At 66.5% G+C, this 12,926-nt stretch carries 16 protein-coding genes and 2 tRNA genes; 13 read left to right on the top strand and 5 right to left on the bottom strand.

The window, feature by feature from the left end; translation table 11 throughout:
* Positions 1–45 precede the first annotated feature (45 nt).
* Together C1926_RS02680 and C1926_RS02675 are read right to left on the bottom strand one after the other, a co-directional pair.
* Entirely contained in the window at positions 46–474 is a 429-nt protein-coding gene (locus C1926_RS02680; RefSeq protein ID WP_159095024.1) for a hypothetical protein, read from the bottom strand.
* Positions 471–743 carry a hypothetical protein gene (locus C1926_RS02675; protein ID WP_108758170.1) on the bottom strand — a complete coding sequence of 91 codons (273 nt, stop codon included), beginning with the start codon at positions 741–743 and terminating at the stop codon, positions 471–473. The genes C1926_RS02680 and C1926_RS02675 overlap by 4 nt, the downstream gene beginning before the upstream one ends.
* Before the next feature lie 126 nt (positions 744–869).
* Between C1926_RS02675 and C1926_RS02670 the strand changes: the two genes are divergently transcribed.
* From C1926_RS02670 to dxs, 8 genes are all read left to right on the top strand, one after another.
* Positions 870–1,334 carry a hypothetical protein gene (locus C1926_RS02670; RefSeq protein ID WP_108758169.1) on the top strand — a complete coding sequence of 155 codons (465 nt, stop codon included), beginning with the start codon at positions 870–872 and terminating at the stop codon, positions 1,332–1,334.
* 244 nt (positions 1,335–1,578) lie between these two features.
* Positions 1,579–1,654, top strand: a tRNA-Phe gene (locus C1926_RS02665).
* 72 nt (positions 1,655–1,726) lie between these two features.
* A tRNA-Phe gene (locus C1926_RS02660) sits at positions 1,727–1,802 on the top strand.
* A 131-nt stretch (positions 1,803–1,933) separates the two neighbouring features.
* A complete protein-coding gene (locus C1926_RS02655) occupies positions 1,934–2,497 on the top strand; it encodes a lipocalin family protein (protein WP_108758168.1) in 564 nt (187 codons plus the stop codon).
* 165 nt (positions 2,498–2,662) lie between these two features.
* Positions 2,663–3,139 carry an LEA type 2 family protein gene (locus tag C1926_RS02650; RefSeq protein WP_108747063.1) on the top strand — a complete coding sequence of 159 codons (477 nt, stop codon included), beginning with the start codon at positions 2,663–2,665 and terminating at the stop codon, positions 3,137–3,139.
* Positions 3,140–3,200: 61 nt separating this feature from the next.
* The gene (locus tag C1926_RS02645) at positions 3,201–4,991 is read left to right on the top strand and encodes an acyl-CoA dehydrogenase C-terminal domain-containing protein (protein ID WP_108758167.1); all 1,791 of its coding nucleotides are present in this window, start codon (positions 3,201–3,203) and stop codon (positions 4,989–4,991) included.
* Positions 4,992–5,372: 381 nt separating this feature from the next.
* A complete protein-coding gene (locus tag C1926_RS02640) occupies positions 5,373–6,038 on the top strand; it encodes an HNH endonuclease (protein ID WP_079222565.1) in 666 nt (221 codons plus the stop codon).
* 105 nt (positions 6,039–6,143) lie between these two features.
* Entirely contained in the window at positions 6,144–8,051 is a 1,908-nt protein-coding gene (gene dxs / locus C1926_RS02635) for a 1-deoxy-D-xylulose-5-phosphate synthase (protein WP_108758166.1), read from the top strand.
* 310 nt (positions 8,052–8,361) lie between these two features.
* Here the strand turns inward: dxs and C1926_RS02630 are convergent, their stop codons facing one another.
* The 3 genes from C1926_RS02630 to C1926_RS02620 all read right to left on the bottom strand — a co-directional run bounded on the left by C1926_RS02630 (position 8,362) and on the right by C1926_RS02620 (position 10,039).
* Positions 8,362–8,565: a hypothetical protein gene (locus C1926_RS02630; protein ID WP_079222567.1), complete on the bottom strand. Its 204-nt coding sequence runs from the start codon at positions 8,563–8,565 to the stop codon at positions 8,362–8,364.
* A gap of 133 nt (positions 8,566–8,698) precedes the next feature.
* Positions 8,699–9,238, bottom strand: a complete 540-nt coding sequence (locus tag C1926_RS02625; RefSeq protein ID WP_108758165.1) for a DUF3011 domain-containing protein — start codon at positions 9,236–9,238, stop codon at positions 8,699–8,701.
* A gap of 141 nt (positions 9,239–9,379) precedes the next feature.
* Positions 9,380–10,039, bottom strand: a complete 660-nt coding sequence (locus C1926_RS02620) for a response regulator transcription factor (RefSeq protein WP_108758164.1) — start codon at positions 10,037–10,039, stop codon at positions 9,380–9,382.
* Between the two features lie 240 nt (positions 10,040–10,279).
* Here C1926_RS02620 and C1926_RS02615 point away from each other — a divergent pair, with 240 nt between their 5' ends.
* The 5 genes from C1926_RS02615 to C1926_RS02595 all read left to right on the top strand — a co-directional run bounded on the left by C1926_RS02615 (position 10,280) and on the right by C1926_RS02595 (position 12,888).
* The gene (locus C1926_RS02615; protein WP_254057359.1) at positions 10,280–10,987 is read left to right on the top strand and encodes a hypothetical protein; all 708 of its coding nucleotides are present in this window, start codon (positions 10,280–10,282) and stop codon (positions 10,985–10,987) included.
* Positions 10,984–11,535, top strand: coding sequence for a GTP-binding protein (locus C1926_RS02610; RefSeq protein WP_108758163.1), 552 nt, complete (start codon positions 10,984–10,986; stop codon positions 11,533–11,535). The genes C1926_RS02615 and C1926_RS02610 overlap by 4 nt, the downstream gene beginning before the upstream one ends.
* On the top strand, positions 11,528–11,902 hold the full coding sequence (locus tag C1926_RS02605) for a roadblock/LC7 domain-containing protein (protein ID WP_108758162.1): 375 nt from the start codon (positions 11,528–11,530) through the stop codon (positions 11,900–11,902). Before C1926_RS02610 ends, C1926_RS02605 begins: the two co-directional genes overlap by 8 nt.
* A gap of 99 nt (positions 11,903–12,001) precedes the next feature.
* Complete coding sequence (locus C1926_RS02600) at positions 12,002–12,328, top strand: hypothetical protein (RefSeq protein WP_200734558.1); 327 nt, start codon at positions 12,002–12,004, stop codon at positions 12,326–12,328.
* Positions 12,329–12,435: 107 nt separating this feature from the next.
* The gene (locus tag C1926_RS02595; protein WP_108758161.1) at positions 12,436–12,888 is read left to right on the top strand and encodes a pilin; all 453 of its coding nucleotides are present in this window, start codon (positions 12,436–12,438) and stop codon (positions 12,886–12,888) included.
* Positions 12,889–12,926 lie beyond the last annotated feature (38 nt).

Raw genomic sequence — 12,926 nt, 5'->3', positions numbered from 1 at the left:
GCGGGTCAGGCCGCCGCGAGCACCGCGTGCAGGGTGACGTGAGGTTCAGGCCTGCACGCATTCGCGCACGGCGAAGGGATGCCCGCAGGCGCTGCAGGTGGAATGACCGAACGCCAGCGCCAGCAACTGCTCGGCGCGCTGGTCGCCATCGTCGCGCACCTGGTGCATCAGCCATTGCTCGGCCACGCCCACCGGTTCGCCCGGCAGCAGTGCCGTCGTCGCCGACGGCGCGCCGAACACCGGATCCTCATGGCACACGTACGGCGCTTCCGCATCCAGCGTGCAGTACAGGTCGGCCGAACACGCTACGCACTCGCCTACGATCTCGCCTTCGGCAAGCCGGTCCAGATGCTGCGACCAGGCCTTCTCGCCACTCAGGCCCAGCCAGGCCTGGCGCAGCCAGCCACGTTCACCGTGACCATCGTCGGACAGCGGCACCGCATCCTTGCCGGTGCCTTGCAGGCGCTTGTTCACCTTGCTGCGCAACGCCTGGATGACATCGCCATGCGGCAACGGTCGCTGCGCCCGGTCTGCCGCGCGATCGACAGCAGCACCGGCAGCGCCGCGTGGCTGGCCGAATAGACCGTGCCCTGGTGGCACAGGTGCGACCAGATGTCGTTCCAGTCCTGCTGGTGCTGCGGGTCCATCATCGATGCCAGCAGTGCGCCCGCTTCAGACGCGTTGCCGTAGGCACCCTGCAGCGTTGCCCAGTCGATGGCATGAACGTCGGCGGTCTTCGGCATGTCCTTCCCTGGTCGATGCGACAAGCGTGCAGCATGACCCATCGGCGGGAGGGATGGACAGTGCGCTTGTAGCTGCAACGCTCGCGCGGCCAGAATCGGCACATCACCGACGCACAAGGAAGCGCCATGTACCGCCCCACCCTGCTGGCCGCACTGCTGGCCCCGCTGCTGCTCACGACCGGCTGTGCCCACCGCCTGGCCGCTGCGCCGCCGCCGATGCCCGGCTACATCGGCAACTACGAAGCCGTGCGCGCCGCACAGGACGATCCGGCACGCGGCATTTCCGGCATCTTCGCCATGACCGTGCAGGCCATCGGCAACGACAATCGCCGCATCTACCTCAACAGCGAACGCGACTACCGGCACCCGCTGAACATCACCCTCAACCTGGACTCGGCCCTGCGGCCGGGGCTGGAAAGCGCGCTGGGCCTGAAGCTGGACCACCTGCAGAACCGCCGCCTGCTGGTGCGTGGCACCGCGCGCCAGGTCCGCATCGATTTCATCGACGGCAACGGCCAGCCCAGCGGCAAGTACTACTACCAGACGCAGATCAGCGTCAGCGACCCACGGCAGGTACGTTTCGCGCCGTGAGTCGCATTGGCCTGTACAGGTAGCGCAGGGCCATGCCCGGCGAAATGCCAACGGCGCCGCGCTGCGCGCTCGCGGGGCGCGGCCCCGCGCTACCCACTGCGGCCGCCTGCTGAGCACCGAGGATCAAGCACTTGCGCGCGCGCAGACGGCAATGTGAAGGTTTTTTGCCAAAACGCTTGCCGAACGCAGTCGACCTCCGTAATATGCGCGTCCTTGGCAGCGACCTCGCTGCAACGAAACAAGTGGCCGAGTAGCTCAGTTGGTAGAGCAGGGGATTGAAAATCCCCGTGTCGGCGGTTCGATTCCGTCCTCGGCCACCACTTTCGAAGGCCTGCAGAAATGCAGGTCTTTTTTTTCCGGCCACTGCGTTCGCGCGGTTGGCCAACCAGACTGGCCGAGTAGCTCAGTTGGTAGAGCAGGGGATTGAAAATCCCCGTGTCGGCGGTTCGATTCCGTCCTCGGCCACCAGTTTGAAGACCTGCAGAAATGCAGGTCTTTTTTTTTGCCGCTTCGCGCGACCGCTGGAACCTGAACGATGGTTTTCACGCCCGGTCCAGCGTCCAGTCGCCTACTCTCGACGTCTCGACCGGAGACGTCCCATGCGACTGCGCCACGCGCTGCTGCCCTGCCTGCTGATCGCCACCGCCCACGCCGGCGCCGCCAACGTGCAGTCGGTCCAGGCGCTGGATATCGATCGCTATGCCGGCCAGTGGCATGAGATCGCACACCTCCCCGTCTCCTTCCAGAAAAAGTGCGTCGGCGATATCACGGCGACGTACAGCCTGCGCCGCGACGGCCGCATCAGCGTCAGCAACGCCTGCCGCGTGCAGAGCGGAGAGCGCATCGCCGCAGATGGCGTGGCACGCCCGGTGGAAGGCCAGCCCGGCCAGCTGCAGGTGCGCTTCGCCCCCGACTGGCTGAGCTGGGTGCCGCTGGTCTGGGCCGACTACTGGGTGATCGCGCTGGACCCGGACTACCAGTGGGCCGTGGTCGGCGAACCCGACCGCCGCTACCTGTGGATCCTCTCGCGCCTGCCCGGCATGGACCGCGCCCTGTTCGAGCAGCTCAAGGCCAAAGCCGAAGCGATGGGGTACGACCTGGCGCCCCTGCGGGTGATGGCCCCGCTGCGCGATCCCGCGCCGACGCCCGCGCCGGCCGACTGAACCCCAACCCCTCCAGCATCCCGGGCGCGCCCTTGGCAGCGTCCTGCGCACGCCTGCCGGTCATGCTCACGCGCTACCCTCTGCGACGGGTCGCCATGGGCGATCCATTCCACCATACGCCGTAGTATGCTTATCCCACGCACCCCCTACAAAGGACCTGCGCCCATGCTCCACCGTTTCCGTTTCGCCTTGATCGTCCTGTGCACCCTGGCCCTGGCTGCTTGCAGCGATGGCATCGTCAAGCGTGTTTCGGAACCGGCGGCCAGCCTGCAGCAGCTCACCGTGCGCGCCGACGGCAACTGGACCGTCGCCCTGCGCCTGCAGAACTACAGCTCGATGCCCATGACCTTCGACGATGTGTCGCTGACCCTGACCGTCGGCGACACCGAAGCAGGCACCCTGCAGGCCAAGCCGGCCATCTCCATCGGCGGCACCTCGGCCGACGTCATCAACCTCGACCTGGTGCCCAGCTCCGGCGCGCGCCTGGTGGTGGCCGACGCCCTGGCCGGCAACCGCACCCTGGCCTATGGGCTGAAGGGCACGGTGGCCGCCACGCCGCAGGAAAAGAAGCAGCGCAGCTTCGACATCAGCGGCCGCAGCACCCTCAACCAGGCCCCCGGCCTGCCCGGCGTGCTGCGCTGAGATCCCCCTTTCGCCGCGGCATCGCCTGCCGCGCCCTTTTGTCCTGATCGAGACGTCACCGATGAGCAGCTACACCGCCCCGCTTTCCGACCTCCGTTTCGCCCTGCACGACGTGCTCAAGGTGGAACCGCTGTTCGCCCGCCTGGGCTTCACCGACGCCACCGCCGACGTGGTCGATGCCGTGCTGGAAGAAGCCGGCCGCTTCAGTGCCAGCGTGCTGGCCCCGCTCAACAGCGTGGGCGACGAAATCGGCTGCGTGCTCGACCAGGCCACCGGTGAAGTGACCACCCCGCCCGGCTTCAAGCAGGCCTACGACCAGTTCGTCGATGGCGGCTGGACCGGCCTGACCGCCGCACCGGAACTGGGTGGCCAGGGCCTGCCGCACACCCTGGGCGTGCCGCTGAACGAAATGATCAACGCGGCCAACCTGGCCTGGGGCAACTTCCCCCTGCTCTCCCATGGCGCCATCGAGGCCCTGAAGCAGCACGGCGAGGCGTGGCAGCACGACGCCTTCCTCAAGCCGCTGATCGAAGGCCGCTGGACCGGCACCATGTGCCTGACCGAACCGCATTGCGGTACCGACCTGGGCCTGCTGAAGACCAAGGCCGAGCCGAATGCCGACGGCAGCTACGCAATCACCGGCACCAAGATCTTCATCACCGCCGGCGAGCACGACTTGACCGGGAACATCGTGCACCTGGTGCTGGCCAAGCTGCCCGACGCCCCGCCGGGCGCCAAGGGCATCTCGCTGTTCGTCACCCCCAAGTTCAAGGTCGACCGCGACGGCAACGTCGGCGAGCGCAACGCACTGCGCTGCGGCTCGATCGAGCACAAGATGGGCATCAAGGGTTCGGTCACCTGCGTGATGAACTTCGACGGTGCGCAGGGCTACCTGGTCGGCCAGCCGCACAAGGGCCTGCAGGCGATGTTCACCATGATGAACACCGCACGCCTGGGCGTCGGCCTGCAGGGCATCGGCCTGTCCGAGCGTGCCTACCAGAACGCGCTGAAGTACAGCCGCGAGCGCCTGCAGTCGCGCGCGCTGAGCGGCGCCAAGTTCCCGGAGAAGGCCGCCGACCCGATCCTGGTCCACCCGGACGTGCGCCGCATGCTGCTGACCATCAAGTCGCTGGTCGAAGGCAGCCGCCTGCTGGCCCTGCACGCGGCCACCCTCATCGACGTGGCACACAGCGCCGGCGACGCCGCCGAGCGTGAGCGCGCCGACACCCTGGTCAGCTTCCTCACCCCGATCTCCAAGGCCTGCCAGACCGAATGGGGCATCGAGAACACCTACAACGCCCTGCAGTGCTTCGGTGGCCACGGCTACATCCGCGAGCACGGCATGGAGCAGCTGGCGCGCGATGCACGCATCACCACGCTGTATGAAGGCACCACCGGCATCCAGGCGCTGGACCTGATCGGCCGCAAGACCGCCTCCAGCCAGGGCGCCGGCCTGAAGCTGATGCTGGCCGAGATCGAAGCCTTCGCCAAGGAACACGAAGGCAACGAGGCGCTGGCCGAGTTCATCGGCCCGCTGCAGGCCAAGGCAGCCGAGTGGGGCAGGCTGACGATGGACGTGCTCAAGCGCGCCGCCGCCAACCCGGACGAACTGGGCGCAGCCAGCTACGACTACCTGTTCTACTCGGGTTACGTGGTGCTGGCCTACTGGTGGGCCCGCAGCGTGGCTGCCGCCGACGCCAGCGCACACGGCGCCGCCTTCGCCCAGGGCAAGCGCGAAACCGCCCGCTTCTACTTCGCCCGCGTCCTGCCGCGCACCCTCGCCCACGCCGCCGCCATGCAGGCCGGCGCCGCCCCACTGATGGCCATGGACGACGAGCGCTTCGGCGCCTGAGCCGGGCTGCGCCCGGCACCCGCAGAGGCAACGTCAACGGCAACAACTGGCTTACTGGCGGATGGCGGGGCGGTGTGACCTTGCAGGACACGCCGTAAACCCGTCCTTGGGGGCTCGATGGCGCCATCCATGGCGCCAACGGTCCTGCAAGGCCACGCCGCCCCGCCTCTGAAAGAGTCCCGCGGCTGGTAGATCCACGCCACGCGTGGATAAGGGTCCCAGACCCCCGCCATGTATCTGGAGGAGAGCCCCCCTTTGTTAAGGGGGGCGCGCCAACGGCGCGGGGGATAGGAAGAATGCGCGGACCCGAATCCTGCGATTTGTGTATCGCCCACGGGCGATACACAAATCGCAATGATTCGGGTATAAGCTGTTCTCCCGATGGAGACAGACACTACACGCTTGGGTCTGATCGAAGCCGGAGCCTCGATTTCTGCTCCGGGCGCCGCGTCATCGCCCAATGCCAGCCCGCTGCATCGCCCCGGCACCGTCCGCCTGCTCTCGCTTGACGCCCACGGACGCGTCCTGGATTGGATCACCTGGCAGGACGCAGCCTGTCTCTACGCCCGCAACGCGGTCTCCTGGACCCTGGGCGACCCCTGCCTGCACATCCACGGCGGCACCAACCGCCTCAGCGGCCTGCAGAGCGGCATGGACCTGCACCCGATCATCGCCGCCCGCGGCCATGCCCGCTCGCGCGCACCGGACCCCACGCCGAACCTGACCAACCCGGCGCTGTTCGCCCGCGACGCCCACCTCTGCCTGTACTGCGGCCAGCAGTTCAACCGCCCCACCCTCACCCGCGACCACGTCATGCCCCTGTCCAAGGGCGGCCTGGATTGCTGGGAAAACGTGGTGACGGCCTGCTTCCAGTGCAACTCGCGCAAGAGCAACCGCACCCCGCAGCAGGCCAACATGCCCCTGCTGGCCATCCCCTACCGGCCCAGCTGGATCGAGCACCTGATCCTCTCCAACCGCAACATCCTGGCCGACCAGATGGCCTTCCTGAAGGCGCAGTTGCCCAAGCGATCCAAGCTCAGCACCTGAACACCGGCACCGGCAACCCTCACCGTCCTGTCACGGGCGGCGGCGTTTGCTTGCCCCACCCCCGATTGAGGGCGAAAATGGGCGTTCAGAATAAGTGCGAACACGATGATCGACTCTGCCCGCTATCCCCGCCTCGCGCGCATCCAGACGCCCGATGACCTGCGTACGTTCGACGAATCCGAAATGCGCGCGGTCGCCGATGAACTGCGCGCCTACCTGATCGAGTCGGTGGGCAAGAGCGGCGGTCACTTCGCCGCCGGCCTGGGCGTGATCGAACTCACCGTGGCCCTGCACTACCTCTACCAGACCCCGCACGACCAGCTGGTCTGGGACGTCGGCCACCAGACGTACCCGCACAAGATCCTCACCGGCCGCCGCGACGAGATCCACACCGTCAAGCAGAAGGACGGCGTTGCGCCGTTCCCCAAGCGCGAGGAAAGCGAATACGACACCTTCGGCGTCGGCCATTCCTCCACTTCGATCTCGGCTGCGCTGGGCATGGCCATCGCGCGCCAGTCGCAGGGTGATGACCGCAAGGTCGTGGCCGTCATCGGCGACGGCGCGATGACCGCCGGCATGGCCTTCGAAGCGCTGATGCACGCCGGCGGCATGGACCCGGAACCGAACCTGCTGGTCATCCTCAACGACAACAACATGTCGATCTCCGAGGCGGTCGGCGGGCTGACCAAGATGCTCGGCCGCGCCACCGGCAGCCGCACGCTCAACGCGCTGCGCGAGGGCGGCAAGAAGATCCTCGGCGACAAGAAGAACAACCCTGCCCGCTTCGTCAAGCGCTGGGAAGAACACTGGAAGGGCATGTTCGTGCCGTCCACCATGTTCGAGGAAATGGGCTTCCACTACACCGGCCCGATCGACGGCCACGACATGCCCGCCCTGCTGTCCACGCTGAAGACGCTGCGCGCCTCCAAGGGCCCGAAGCTGCTGCACGTGATGACCACCAAGGGCAAGGGCTACGAGCCGGCCGAAGGCGACCAGATCGGTTACCACGCGGTGGGCCCGTTCGATCCGGACAAGGGCCTGGTGGCCAAGACCGGCGCCAAGAAGCCGACCTATACCGACGTCTTCAGCGATTGGCTGTGCGATGCCGCCGCTGCCGAACCGCGCATGTGTGCGATCACCCCGGCGATGCGCGAGGGCTCCGGCCTGGTGCGCTTCAGCAGGGAATACCCGCAGCGCTACTTCGACGTGGCCATCGCTGAGCAGCACGCGGTGACCCTGGCCGCCGGCATGGCCACCCAGGGTGGCAAGCCGGTCGTGGCGATCTACTCCACCTTCCTGCAGCGCGCGTACGACCAGCTGGTGCATGACGTGGCCATCCAGGACCTGGACGTGCTGTTTGCGATCGACCGCGCCGGCGTGGTCGGCCCGGACGGTGCGACCCACGCGGGCAACCTGGACCTGAGCTTCCTGCGCTGCGTGCCGAACATGGTGGTGATGGCACCGTCCAACGAAGCCGAATGCCGGCAGATGCTGAGCACCGGCCTGCAGCACCCCGGCCCGGCCGCCGTGCGCTACCCGCGCGGCACCGGCACCGGCGTGGATGCCGGCAACGACCTGTCCACCTTGCCGATCGGCAAGGGCGAGCTGCGCGTGCAGGGCAACCGCATCGCCCTGCTGGCCTTCGGCAGCACCGTCAGCGCTGCCGAACAGGTCGGCCGCGAGCTGGGCCTGAGCGTGGTCAACATGCGCTTCATCAAGCCGCTGGACCGCGAGCTGGTGCTGGCCATGGCCAACAGCCACGACGGCCTGGTGACCATCGAGGACAACGTGGTGGCTGGCGGTGCCGGCTCGGCCGTGGCCGAGCTGCTGAACGCCGAGGACGTGCTGCGCCCGATCCTGCACCTGGGCCTGCCGGACGCCTTCCAGCACCACGCCAGCCGCGAAGACCTGCTGGCGGAAGCCGGCATCGACGCTGCGGGCATCCGCGCGGCGGTGCTCAAGCGTTGGCCGAAGCTGGAAAGCGGTACGCCGCCGCTGAGCGCGGCCAGCTGAGTAGATCCACGCCATGCGTGGATAAGGGGTCAGAGCCCTTTCCTGCGGAAAGGGATCCGACCCCAACCTCGTGGATGGGTTCATCCGTGCGGACCAACGGTCCGCATCCACCAAACCAGTAGATCCACGCCACGCGTGGATGAGGGGTCGGATCCCTTTCCGTAGAAAGGGCTCTGACCCCAACCTCGTGGATGGGTTCATCCGTGCGGACCAACGGTCCGCACCCACCAAACCAGTAGATCCACGCCATGCGTGGATAAGGGGTCAGAGCCCTTTCCTGCGGAAAGGGATCCGACCCCGTCGGTGGCGCTCAACCGTAGCTGATCGCCTCGACAAACGCGCCGCTGGCTTCCACGCGCACGGCCGCACGCTGGCCGGTATCGGTGAAGTGCAGGCGCGCGAGGGTTTCGGCGAAATCGAAGGCGCGGACACCGTCGCGGAACTCGATCGGTTCCGGCTTGTCCGGGTGCAGCACGCGCCACTGGCGCTGCTCACATTGCAGACGGATCAACATGCGTTGCTCACTCCTTGAACAGCGTATCGATGACGGTGGGCACACCGGGAGGCGCACTGCCCCCGGTTGCCGACGATACGAGGAATGAAATGTGACCGCCATCAGATTAATCTGAATCTGAGGGCCACTGCCGTCAGTTGATCTGGAACTGGGCCCGGCAGCCATCGCTGACCCACACACCGCGGCGGTCCCAACCCCAGGTACGACCTTCCACGCAGGGGCTGCGCGACTCCTGGCGCACCAGGCGCACGTCGCGGCGGATGCGCGCATCGCAGTACTTCTGCCGGCGGTCATTGGAATGGCAGGCGATCACCTGGCCGCCGTTGCCGCCCCAACCACCACCGCCGTGGCCCCAGCCGCCACGGGATTCACCCACGAACTCGGCACGGCAGCCCTGGGTCACCCACACGCCACCACGCGACTGGCCCCAAGTACGTCCCTCCACGCACGGCGAGCCGGACAACTGGCGGATCAGGCGCGCGCGGCCGTCCAGCCGGCACTCGTTGCTACGGTTCTTCACCGATTCGCAGCGCACGATTCCGCCGCCACGGTTGTCGTAGCGGTCGTCATAGCCACGGTTCTGCGCCTGCGCGGCACCTGCAGCCGCCAGCATCGGCAGCACGAGGCATGCCACGGTTCCCCAGCCCAGTCCCCTGCCCGATCCCTTGCCCATTGCCACATCTCCAGATGAATACGATGGCGCAAGCATCGGAGATTCCGGGCGCGCCGCACAGAGGGGCCGCATGACATGGTTGGCATTCCGTTCAAGCAACCCAACCGGGCCTGACCAGAAACGATCAGCATCCGCCGGCGATCACTCTCCCGCGGCCGCCATCGCCAGCGGCGCCCCCAGCTTTTCCTCGAACGCAAACGCGAACAGCTCGGCGTCATTGCTGATGCCCAGCTTGCGCATTGCCGAGATCCGCTGCCGGCTGATCGTACTGACCGTCCGCCGCAACTGTGCGGCGATCTCGGTGATCGACGGCCCGGATACATACAGCCGCAGCACTTCCAGCTCCTTGGGCGAAAGCACGGACAGGGTCCGCTGGCGCCCGGCCTCCTGCAGGCAGGGGGCAAGCTCGGAGTCCAGGTAGATCCCGCCGCCCATGACCGAATCAACCGCATTGCGAAGTCCATCCACGCCACTGCCCTTGTAGACCAACCCACGCACACCGGTCCGCATGGCCATGTTGAGCGTGGTCGGATTAGTGATCATCGTGACCAGGACCACGGGAATCCTGGGGTGATTACGACGCAGCGCCTGCAGCATCGCCTGCCCGTCCGGCCGCTTGCCACCTGGCATCGAAAAGTCGGTCACCACCAGATCCACAGCTTCAGTAGCGAGCAGGTCGAGCAGCTCCTCCGCACACTGCGCCTCGGCTACAACGCTGTGCCGCCCCTCTGCCTCGATCACAAGGCGGGTGCCAAACAGCACCAGCGGATGGTCATCCGCGATGGCGATTCGAGTGAGCATGGTGATTGCCTGTAAATGGTCACGCCGCAGTGCGCACGGAAAACGCTAATAACCCTTGAACGCTTCGTCAACTTAACAACGCTAAATGCAATTCCTCATCGCAAATCCGCGCTGATACACGGCTTCCCATTAATTGCATGACCCCCGCGTGCATCTGCAACTTTCCCAATAGTTTCATGGAAACAAAAACAGAAACCGACTTATATATCCACCTCCAATCACTCATGGCGCCCGATGCTCATGGTCCGATTCCGCCGCCATCCTTTCGATGATCTCGAGGCACGGCCTGCCCCTCTGTCGACGCCAGCGGCGACGCTGCCGACCGCGGCGCTGCCCTTCGTGCAGCAGCTGCGCATCCATCTGGCAAACGACACCTCGATGCCGCGCAGGTCCGCCTATGCCGCCATCATCCATGACGACACGGCCGTCTGCTGGCTGGATGCGAAGAACGACCGCATGATGACCACGGCGCCTGCACCGATCACGCTGACACTGCTGCAGAAACTGCTGGCCGAGGAGCACCCGGCGTTGAGCCTTGCACCGGTCACGCAGGAGGTGTTCGAGCAGCGCGCGGTCGTGTCCAGCAACCTGGCGCTGCGTCCCACGCTCTGGAACATCGCGCTGGCCGCAACACGTCTGGACCGCTTGATGCTGCCGCTGCAGATGGACGCCAAGCTGCGCCTGCGCCGCTGGCCGGATTTCCGCATCCTCGCCCACCGCCACGACCACTTCCGCCTGTGCGCACTGTTGATCAAACAGGGCGCCTCCGTCCAGGCGTGCTGCGACATCCTCGACCTGCCGCAACGCCAGGTGCAGTCGTTCTTCAATGCCGCCTTCCTCACTGCCTACGCTTTCCCGGTGATGGGCATCGATGCACCGGTCCGCCCCTCGCCCACTGATGGCCTCGTCAATCTGTGGCGCCAACTTCGTATCCGCTGGAGTGCATGAGCGTGCGTGAGCACAAGATCGTCGTTATGGGCCCGCTGGGAGCGGGCAAATCCACCCTGGTGCAGACCCTCACCCACGGCAAAGCCGTGGTGACCGAAGCCCGCAACACCGACCCCAGCGTGGGCAAGGAATACACCACCGTTGCCATGGATTACGGCGACATCGACCTGCCGGGCGGCGACCGGCTGCGCCTGTATGGCTCGCCCGGGCAGGAACGCTTTTCCTACATCTGGCCGATCCTGCTGGCAGGTGCCGAGGGCGCCATCGTGCTGGTGGATGGCAGCAAGAGCGTCAACGCCACACTCGCCGGCCAGCACCTGCAGGCCATCGCCGAGCACGCGCCCACCCTGCCGGTGGTCATCGGCATCACCAAGTGCGGCCGCACCGACGATCCGATCCTGCCGCACTGGCAGGCGTGGTTGAGCGAGCAGGCGCCGCACCTGCCGGCCTTGCCGCTGGACCCGCGTGACATGAAGCAGGCCATCACCGCCATGGACCTGCTGATGAGCCAGATCGAATGCAATGCGATGGCGGCCGCACATGAGTGACGCCCTGCACGCCGCACCGGCATTGAATGCACTGGCGCGCGACGTCCCAGGCATCCAGGCCATCGTGGTTGCCAGCGCCGACGGCTTCGCGCTCGCCCAGGCCGGGCCGAAAGGCAACGTGGCCGATCGCCTGGCCGCGATGACCAGCTCGATGCTGGGCTTGGCCAGCGCGCTGGGGCGCGAGCTGCGCTTTGGCGAACTGGACACGCTGATCCTCGACGCCGCCGACGGCAAGGTGCTGATGCTGGCCATTCCCGGATCGCAGCCGCGGCTGCTGATGACCGCATGCGACCACAGCTGCGTCATCGGCAACGCCCTGTGGCATGCCAAGCAGTGCGTGCGCACGCTGGCCGACAACACGAACTGATGCATGTCGCTCTCACTGCTCAGACGACTCTTTTCTTCCAAACACCCGCAACGGACGACTGAAATGAATACCGCCATCAACAAATGCCTGGACACGCTCATGCAGATCAACGGCGCACAAGCCGTTGCACTGGTCGACTACGAAAGCGGCATGCTGCTGGGCAACGCCGGCTCGGGCGTGGACATGGAGCTGGCCGCCGCCGGCAACACCGAAGTGCTGCGCGCCAAGATGAAAACCGCCGAAGCCCTGAACCTCAACGACAGCATCGAGGACATCCTCATCACCCTGGGCCGCGCCTACCACGTGCTGCGCCCGGTGTCGGCCAAGAAGGGGCTGTTCTTCTACGTCGTGCTGGACCGGCAGAAGGCGAACCTCGCCCTCGCCCGCCGCATGGTGCTGGATGTGGAAAGTTCGTTGGCGCTGTAAAGCGCCACGCAAACGTGCATGGGGAAGGCGTGCCGGGGCCGCTGGAGGAGCGGCCCCGGCACTGGGATGCCTTCCTCCCAAGGAACACAGGAGGGAGAGCCACTGCCATGCATGCAGCTTCTCCGGAACACAGGGACATCGTACTGCCGCCCCGGGCCAGACCCTGGGCGGCCATCGCCATTTCGGCGGCCATCACTGCTGTTTATGCCGTCGTCCTGGCTGCGCCAACACTCGGCGGAAACAGCGAACGCGAATACCTGCACGCCGCCGTCGCCCACCTTGGCGAAGTGATCCAGGCCGTGGAAGCCAGCTACGCAGAGGGCGATCTGCGGATCAGCGACCAACATCTCGGCCTGCCCGCCAGCGCGGCGTTCTGCGCGCGCCTGCACATGCAGCTGCCCGACACCGGCCACGCACGACTGCGCTGCGAACTGCGCGGCAATGGCCTCGCGCGCGGCACGTTGGCACTGCAACGCTCGCCACAAGGCACCTGGCGCTGTGTAGCTGAAGTACTCGACCCGCAACTGCTGCCAGCAGCCTGCCATCCGCAATTCCGGTAGGCGCCAACCTTGGTTGGCGTATTGATTCAACAAATGGG

This window comes from Stenotrophomonas sp. ZAC14A_NAIMI4_1, from assembly GCF_003086915.1.
GTDB lineage: Bacteria > Pseudomonadota > Gammaproteobacteria > Xanthomonadales > Xanthomonadaceae > Stenotrophomonas.
The sequence above is the reverse complement of the archived record's forward strand: the minus strand, read 5'-3'. Positions and strand labels throughout refer to the sequence as shown.

Bases quoted from the DNA above. Each gene is read 5' to 3' on its own strand.
- C1926_RS02610 (WP_108758163.1), top strand. From the start codon at position 10,984: ATGAGCGTGCGTGAGCACAAGATCGTCGTTATGGGCCCGCTGGGAGCG.
- C1926_RS02675 (WP_108758170.1), bottom strand. From the start codon at position 743: ATGCCGAAGACCGCCGACGTTCATGCCATCGACTGGGCAACGCTGCAG.
- C1926_RS02645 (WP_108758167.1), top strand. From the start codon at position 3,201: ATGAGCAGCTACACCGCCCCGCTTTCCGACCTCCGTTTCGCCCTGCAC.
- C1926_RS02615 (WP_254057359.1), top strand. From the start codon at position 10,280: ATGGTCCGATTCCGCCGCCATCCTTTCGATGATCTCGAGGCACGGCCT.
- C1926_RS02620 (WP_108758164.1), bottom strand. From the start codon at position 10,039: ATGCTCACTCGAATCGCCATCGCGGATGACCATCCGCTGGTGCTGTTT.
- C1926_RS02670 (WP_108758169.1), top strand. From the start codon at position 870: ATGTACCGCCCCACCCTGCTGGCCGCACTGCTGGCCCCGCTGCTGCTC.
- C1926_RS02630 (WP_079222567.1), bottom strand. From the start codon at position 8,565: ATGTTGATCCGTCTGCAATGTGAGCAGCGCCAGTGGCGCGTGCTGCAC.
- C1926_RS02600 (WP_200734558.1), top strand. From the start codon at position 12,002: ATGCAGATCAACGGCGCACAAGCCGTTGCACTGGTCGACTACGAAAGC.
- C1926_RS02650 (WP_108747063.1), top strand. From the start codon at position 2,663: ATGCTCCACCGTTTCCGTTTCGCCTTGATCGTCCTGTGCACCCTGGCC.
- dxs (WP_108758166.1), top strand. From the start codon at position 6,144: ATGATCGACTCTGCCCGCTATCCCCGCCTCGCGCGCATCCAGACGCCC.
- C1926_RS02595 (WP_108758161.1), top strand. From the start codon at position 12,436: ATGCATGCAGCTTCTCCGGAACACAGGGACATCGTACTGCCGCCCCGG.
- C1926_RS02605 (WP_108758162.1), top strand. From the start codon at position 11,528: ATGAGTGACGCCCTGCACGCCGCACCGGCATTGAATGCACTGGCGCGC.
- C1926_RS02625 (WP_108758165.1), bottom strand. From the start codon at position 9,238: ATGGGCAAGGGATCGGGCAGGGGACTGGGCTGGGGAACCGTGGCATGC.
- C1926_RS02640 (WP_079222565.1), top strand. From the start codon at position 5,373: ATGGAGACAGACACTACACGCTTGGGTCTGATCGAAGCCGGAGCCTCG.
- C1926_RS02655 (WP_108758168.1), top strand. From the start codon at position 1,934: ATGCGACTGCGCCACGCGCTGCTGCCCTGCCTGCTGATCGCCACCGCC.